4 protein-coding genes and 1 pseudogene are annotated in these 5399 nt (G+C 74.8%); 3 read left to right on the forward strand and 2 right to left on the reverse strand.

Annotation, left to right across the window (positions count from 1 at the left end):
- From E1193_RS29710 to E1193_RS29720, 3 genes are all read left to right on the forward strand, one after another.
- A partial coding sequence (locus tag E1193_RS29710) for a PspC domain-containing protein (RefSeq protein ID WP_132186462.1) occupies positions 1-1418 on the forward strand: 1418 nt, incomplete at its 5' end.
- Positions 1415-1969 (forward strand): hypothetical protein, encoded by a 555-nt coding sequence (locus tag E1193_RS29715; protein WP_132186463.1) that lies wholly within the window; start codon positions 1415-1417, stop codon positions 1967-1969. The genes E1193_RS29710 and E1193_RS29715, both read left to right, overlap by 4 nt.
- Before the next feature lie 241 nt (positions 1970-2210).
- The gene (locus tag E1193_RS29720) at positions 2211-3458 is read left to right on the forward strand and encodes a phosphatidylserine decarboxylase (protein ID WP_132186464.1); all 1248 of its coding nucleotides are present in this window, start codon (positions 2211-2213) and stop codon (positions 3456-3458) included.
- 52 nt (positions 3459-3510) lie between these two features.
- On the opposite strand, the gene E1193_RS29725 is transcribed toward E1193_RS29720, so the two are convergent.
- Together E1193_RS29725 and E1193_RS29730 are read right to left on the reverse strand one after the other, a co-directional pair.
- Positions 3511-4449, reverse strand: coding sequence for a CDP-alcohol phosphatidyltransferase family protein (locus E1193_RS29725; protein ID WP_132186465.1), 939 nt, complete (start codon positions 4447-4449; stop codon positions 3511-3513).
- A 348-nt stretch (positions 4450-4797) separates the two neighbouring features.
- Positions 4798-5256: pseudogene (locus E1193_RS29730) on the reverse strand (hypothetical protein); the annotation flags it as partial.
- Positions 5257-5399: the final 143 nt, after the last annotated feature.

Raw genomic sequence — 5399 nt, forward strand, 5'->3', positions numbered from 1 at the left:
GGTACGGGCTGGTCCGCCCGCGCGAGGGCCGGTACCTGGCCGGCGTCTGCGCCGCCGTCGGCCGGGCCACCAACACCGACCCGGTGCTCTGGCGGGTGATCCTCGCCGTCCTCGGCTTCTTCGGCGGCGTCGGCATCCTGGTCTACGTCGCCGCCTGGCTGATCATTCCGGGCGAGGGCGACAGCGCCTCCCCGGTGGAGTCGATGCTGGGCCGGGGCCGGTCCAGCATGTCGCCGGTCACGGTCATCGTGCTCACCATCCTGGTCGCCGTGAGCTTCGGCTACATCGTCACCGACCCGTTCCGGGCCGTGCTGCTCGGCGCGGCGATCCTGATCGGGGGCGCGCTGCTGCTCAACCGGGACGGCCACGCGCCGCGGACGGCGCCGGCCCCCGGCGGGGAGAACCCACCGGCCCCGGCCACCGCACCACCGGGCCCGGTGCCGCCGGTCAGCTACCCCGCGCCCGGCCTCTTCGCTCCGCCGCCGCCCGCACCGGGCATGCCGGGCCCGCCCGCGCCGCACACCTGGGCGGCGGCGCAGGAGCGCACCGCCCACCTCCCCGCCTGGTCGCCGGCGACCCCGTACCCGCCGGCACCGAGCACCGCCTGGCCGGCCGCGCCGGTCGCTGCCGACGCCGGATCGGGTTTTCCCGTCGGTGTGCCGTCGGCCCCGGTGCCGCCCGTGCCCGCGATGGGCGCCCCGCTGCCTCCCGGCTACCGGCAGCCCTTCGCCCCGCACGGCCCGTACGCCGGACCGCCCGCGCCGCAGCCACCACCGGTGCGGCCCCCGAAACCACCGAAGCGACCGCGGGAACGGTCCGCGCTCGGCACCGTGACCTTCTCGTTGGTCTTCCTGGCCCTGGGCGTGGTGGCGATCCTCGACCTGCTCGGCGTCTTTCCCATCGGCGCCGCCGCGTACTTCGCGGCCGCGCTGGCCACCATCGGCCTCGGGCTGCTGGTCGGCACCTGGTTCGGCCGGGCCCGCTGGCTGATCGCGCTGGGGCTGGTCACGGCGGCGGCGCTCGGTGTGGCGACGGTGGCCGAGTCCTACGACCGGGTCCGCGGCGTCGACGGGAACGTCACCTGGGCCCCGACCGACCGGCGCGACCTCGCCGACCGGTACGAGAACAGCTTCGGCGACGCCACCCTGGATCTGCGCGGTGTGGACCTCGACGGACAGGACGTCCAGGTCTCCGTCGTGGTCAACTTCGGCCAGGCCACCGTCGTGGTGCCGCCGAACGTCGACGTCACCACGATCGCCGACGTCAACGCCGGCGAGGCCACCGTCTTCGGCCAACGTACGGCGGGGATGGACGGCCGGTCTCGCCAGGTGGTCGACCTGGGCCCGGACGGCGCCGGCGGCGGCAAGCTGCGGCTCTACGTCCACGTCAACGCCGGCAACCTGGAGGTGGCCCGATGAGGGCGCACCGCACGGATCTTGTCTCGCTCCTCTTCGGGCTGCTCTTCGTCGGGCTCTCGCTGTGGTGGCTGCTCGCCCAGATCCTCGGGCTCGCCCTGCCGCCGGTCGGCTGGTTCCTCGCCGGCGCGCTGCTGCTGATCGGGCTGCTCGGCCTGGTCGGGGCGCTGCGCTCTGGCCGGCACGACCGGCGGGGCAGACCCGCGGCGACCGGAACGGACCTACCGGCAGCAGAACCGGCCGGAGGCGACGTCCACCACGCCGGCGACCGTTCCGGCCCCGACCCGACCCGGCTCGACGAGCCGGACATCGACCCCGCCGGAGGCGGCGATGTGACCACCGCGGACATCCGGGTGGCCGGGCCGGCTGAGCCGTCGGCCCCGATCTGGGCCCCGGACGGCACCGGCGAGCGTGGCCCCCGGCCGGACCCGTACCGAACGGCGCCGGACGGGGCCGACGAGTGGCCCACCGGGGCGGCGGTCGACCGGCCCGGCGAGGCGGTGGAGGACCGGGTGGCCGACGCACCGGAACAGGGGCCCCCGTCGACCCGGTGATCGGCCCTCGGCGGAAGGACCGCCCTTAATCCGAGCACAGCGGTGGCGGTGCGGTCGTCGGTCACCGGCTCGTATGCTGGCCGGTGGAGACTCCGCCCTCCACCGGCCGGCGCGCCGCGCCGCCGGGCGGCCACGAACGAGCCGTCGCGGCGTCAGGGCCCGTCCGTCACCGGACGGGCCAGGCCGACAGCGGCGGACCCGTCGCGATGCCCATCTCTACCCCGTCAGGAGCCCGCCCGACATGACCCAGTCCCCCGCCGTGCGCACCCCCGGCCGGTCCGGTCCGGTCCGCATCGGCGAGCGCGCCGCCCGTACCCTCGTCGCCGAGCTCGCCCGGCGTAACGACCCGAAGGCCGCCCTGCTGGTCGGCGCGACCGCGGGGTCCGCGGCGCTGGCCGCGGCGATCGACGCGCTGCTGCCCGGCGACACGCTCACCGTGGTGTCGGCCGAGACCGCCGACGCCGCCGCGCTGCGCGAGCACGTCACGGCCCAGGGCCGCTGGGTGGCCGATCGGGTACGCGTCGTCGGCTCCCTCGCCGAGGCCGACGCCGCCGAGGTGGTCATCGCCGCCGAGCCCCTGGCCGGCACCGCCGAGCAGGCCCGGGCGACCGTCGACGGCCTGGCCAAGTACCTCACCGAGGGTTCCGTGCTGAGCGTGTCCACGCCGGTGTTCCGCACCGAGGGGGCCGCCGCCGAGCTGGACCGGCAGGGGGTGCTGCACGGCTTCCGCACCGACCTGGTGCTGCGCAACTCCCCGCCGGTACGGGTACACCACCTGCGATTCACCCCGGCCAGCCCGGCACTCGCCGCCCACCTGGCGCCGGCCCACCGGCCCTCCAGCGTGCCGCTGACCCGTGGCATGCACATCGACTCCAACGGGGTCGCCGCGGCCGGCATCGCCCTCGGGTTGGCGGCGGTGGCGAAGGTGGCTCGGCCGAAGTCGAAGCTCTGGCTGCTGCCGGCGCTGGCCGCCGCGCCGGTGGCCGCGTTCTTCCGCGACCCGGAGCGGGACGTCCCGGAGGACCCGTCGGCCGTGGTCGCCGCCGCCGACGGTCAGGTGCTCTCGGTGCAGCGGCTGCACGACGAGCGTTTCGGCGACGGTGAGTGGCTGCGCGTCGCGGTCTTCCTGTCGGTGCTGGACGTACACGTCAACCGGTCCCCGGTGGCTGGCAAGGTCGTCGACTACTTCGTCGCCGACGGTGGTTTCGTCAACGCGATGAAGCCGGACGCCGAGCACAACGTGGCGGCGTACACGGTGCTGGACACCGAGCACGGCACGGTCGTGGTGGCGCAGCGTACCGGGCTGATCGCCCGCCGGATCGTGCAGCGGGCGCCGATCGGGGCGCTGCTGGCCAAGGGTGAGCGGATCGGGCTGATCCGGTTCGGCTCGCGCACCGACGTCTACCTGCCGACCGACGCCGCCGAGCCGCTGGTGGGGCCGGGCGACAGGGTGGTCGGCGGCGCCACGGTCATCGCCCGTTGGCGTTGACAGCAGCAGGGGCACCGCTCGCGCGGTGCCCCTGCTGCTGTCGGTACGGCGGTCAGGCGGTGCGGCGCTGGTGCAGCCAGAGCAGCGGGCCGCTGACCAGGTAGCCCACCACCACCAGGGCGAAGGTGAGCCGGATGTCGACCAGCGCGCCGATCACCGGGGCGAGCCAGACCCACGGCGGCAGCTTCAGCAGCCGGGCCAGCTTGGCGTACGGGAAGCTGGAGACCATCGCGAAGGCGAGTAGTGCCACCCCGGCGATCTGGACGACCGGTGGCAGCGGCAGCCCGATGGCTACCGTGAGGGCGAGCACCGCCGCTGCCATGGTCGTCGGGACACCGCAGAAGAACCGGCCGTCCTTGGGCGAGACGTTGAACCGGGCGAGCCGGATCGCGGCGCAGCCGGCGACGAGGGCCGCGGCCACGGCGGCGGCCCCGGTGGGCGCCGACCCGGCGAGCGAGGCGTAGACCACGACCGGGGCGGCCAGACCGAAGGAGCACATGTCGGCCAGCGAATCCATCTGGGCGCCGAACGGGCTGGCCACGCCGAACCTGCGGGCGAGCGCGCCGTCCAGGCCGTCGAAGGCCACGCAGGCTATGAGCAGCAGCGCGGCCAGCTGGGGCTCGCCCGCCATGGCCACGAAGATGGCGTTGATGCCGAGCATCAGGCTGGCCAGGGTGCACGCGTTGACCAGCGCGAACTTCATCCGGCGGGCGGCCGTCCGCTCACCGGGCAGCAGCGGGATGGTCATCGCCGGCGAATCGTCCGCCGGGGTGGCGGGAGCGAGGGCGGGGCTGACCGGCATGACCGCTTCGATCCCGGCCCGCTCGATCGGGACGTGACCCCGGCCGAGGCGGTCGAGGCCGTAGCGGCGGCGGGGCCGGTCGGCGAGGCGCTCGGGGAGAACAAGGTTGGCGCCGGCGGCCGGGTCGCCGTCGCGGCGACCCACCCGGACCAGCAGCACCTGGCGGGCGAACGTGCTGCTGCGGCGCAAGGAGCCCGCCCAGCGACGCCCTGCGGGGCGCGGGCTGTCAGTCGTACGACGCCGGCGCCATGGGGCTCTCGGCACGTTTTCCTCCATCACCGGATCGGCTGGCCGCCCCGTGGGACGGTTGTCCGGCTGTCTCGTGCCGGACCGCTGTCGGCCCGGCAGCCGTCGAAGCGGAGTACACCATTACACAGGGGAGTGGTGGTTGGCGATAGCTGCCGGCGGTACTTATATCTCCGTTAAACCGCGCGAACCGCTCCGTTGTTCCCATCTCGGGCCGCATCGCCCGTTTCCTCTGCCAACCTCACCTTCGACTGTACCGGAGCTGTCTCGACCCGGCCCGACGGGCGGGCGCTACCGCCCCGGTTGTCCGGTTGCCACCGCCGCCACATCGGTCAGCGGCAGGCCCGTGAGCTGGTCAGACGTGAACCAGCCGGCATCGGCGGTCGATCCGCCGGCCAGCTCGGTGACCACCGCCTTGCCACCTCCCCCGCGCCCGGATATCCGGCGGCGATCCGGGCCAGCAGGATCCGGTCCTGCGGGTCGGTGACCAGCCCGTACGCCGCGAAGCGCTGCCGCCGGTCGACCGGCGGCGGGGCGACCCGAATGGCCGGCAGGGCCCCGGGCAGGCCGGCCGGCAGGGGCGTCACGGGCAGACCGAGCAGCTCGGCGGTGAAGGGCATCAGCGGCAGCGCGGCGGCTTCGTCCGGGGTGACCCAGGCGAGCGCGTCACTGCCGCCGGCCGATTCGGGGACGGAGTTCGCCCGTGGACGCCTCGACGTCGAAGACCAGCCGGTCGGTGTGGACGGCGACACTGTCGTCACGGAAGACATCTCCACCCGCACCACTCCCCACGCCCGCATCAGTCGATCATGAGGTTAGCGAGAGCGGAGCGGACAATTCCCGCCGTCAACTTCATGATCAACCAGGCGGGGCGAGCCCCGGGGGTGGTGGGG

Source organism: Micromonospora sp. KC606 (assembly GCF_004348675.1).
Taxonomy (GTDB): Bacteria; Actinomycetota; Actinomycetes; order Mycobacteriales; family Micromonosporaceae; genus Micromonospora.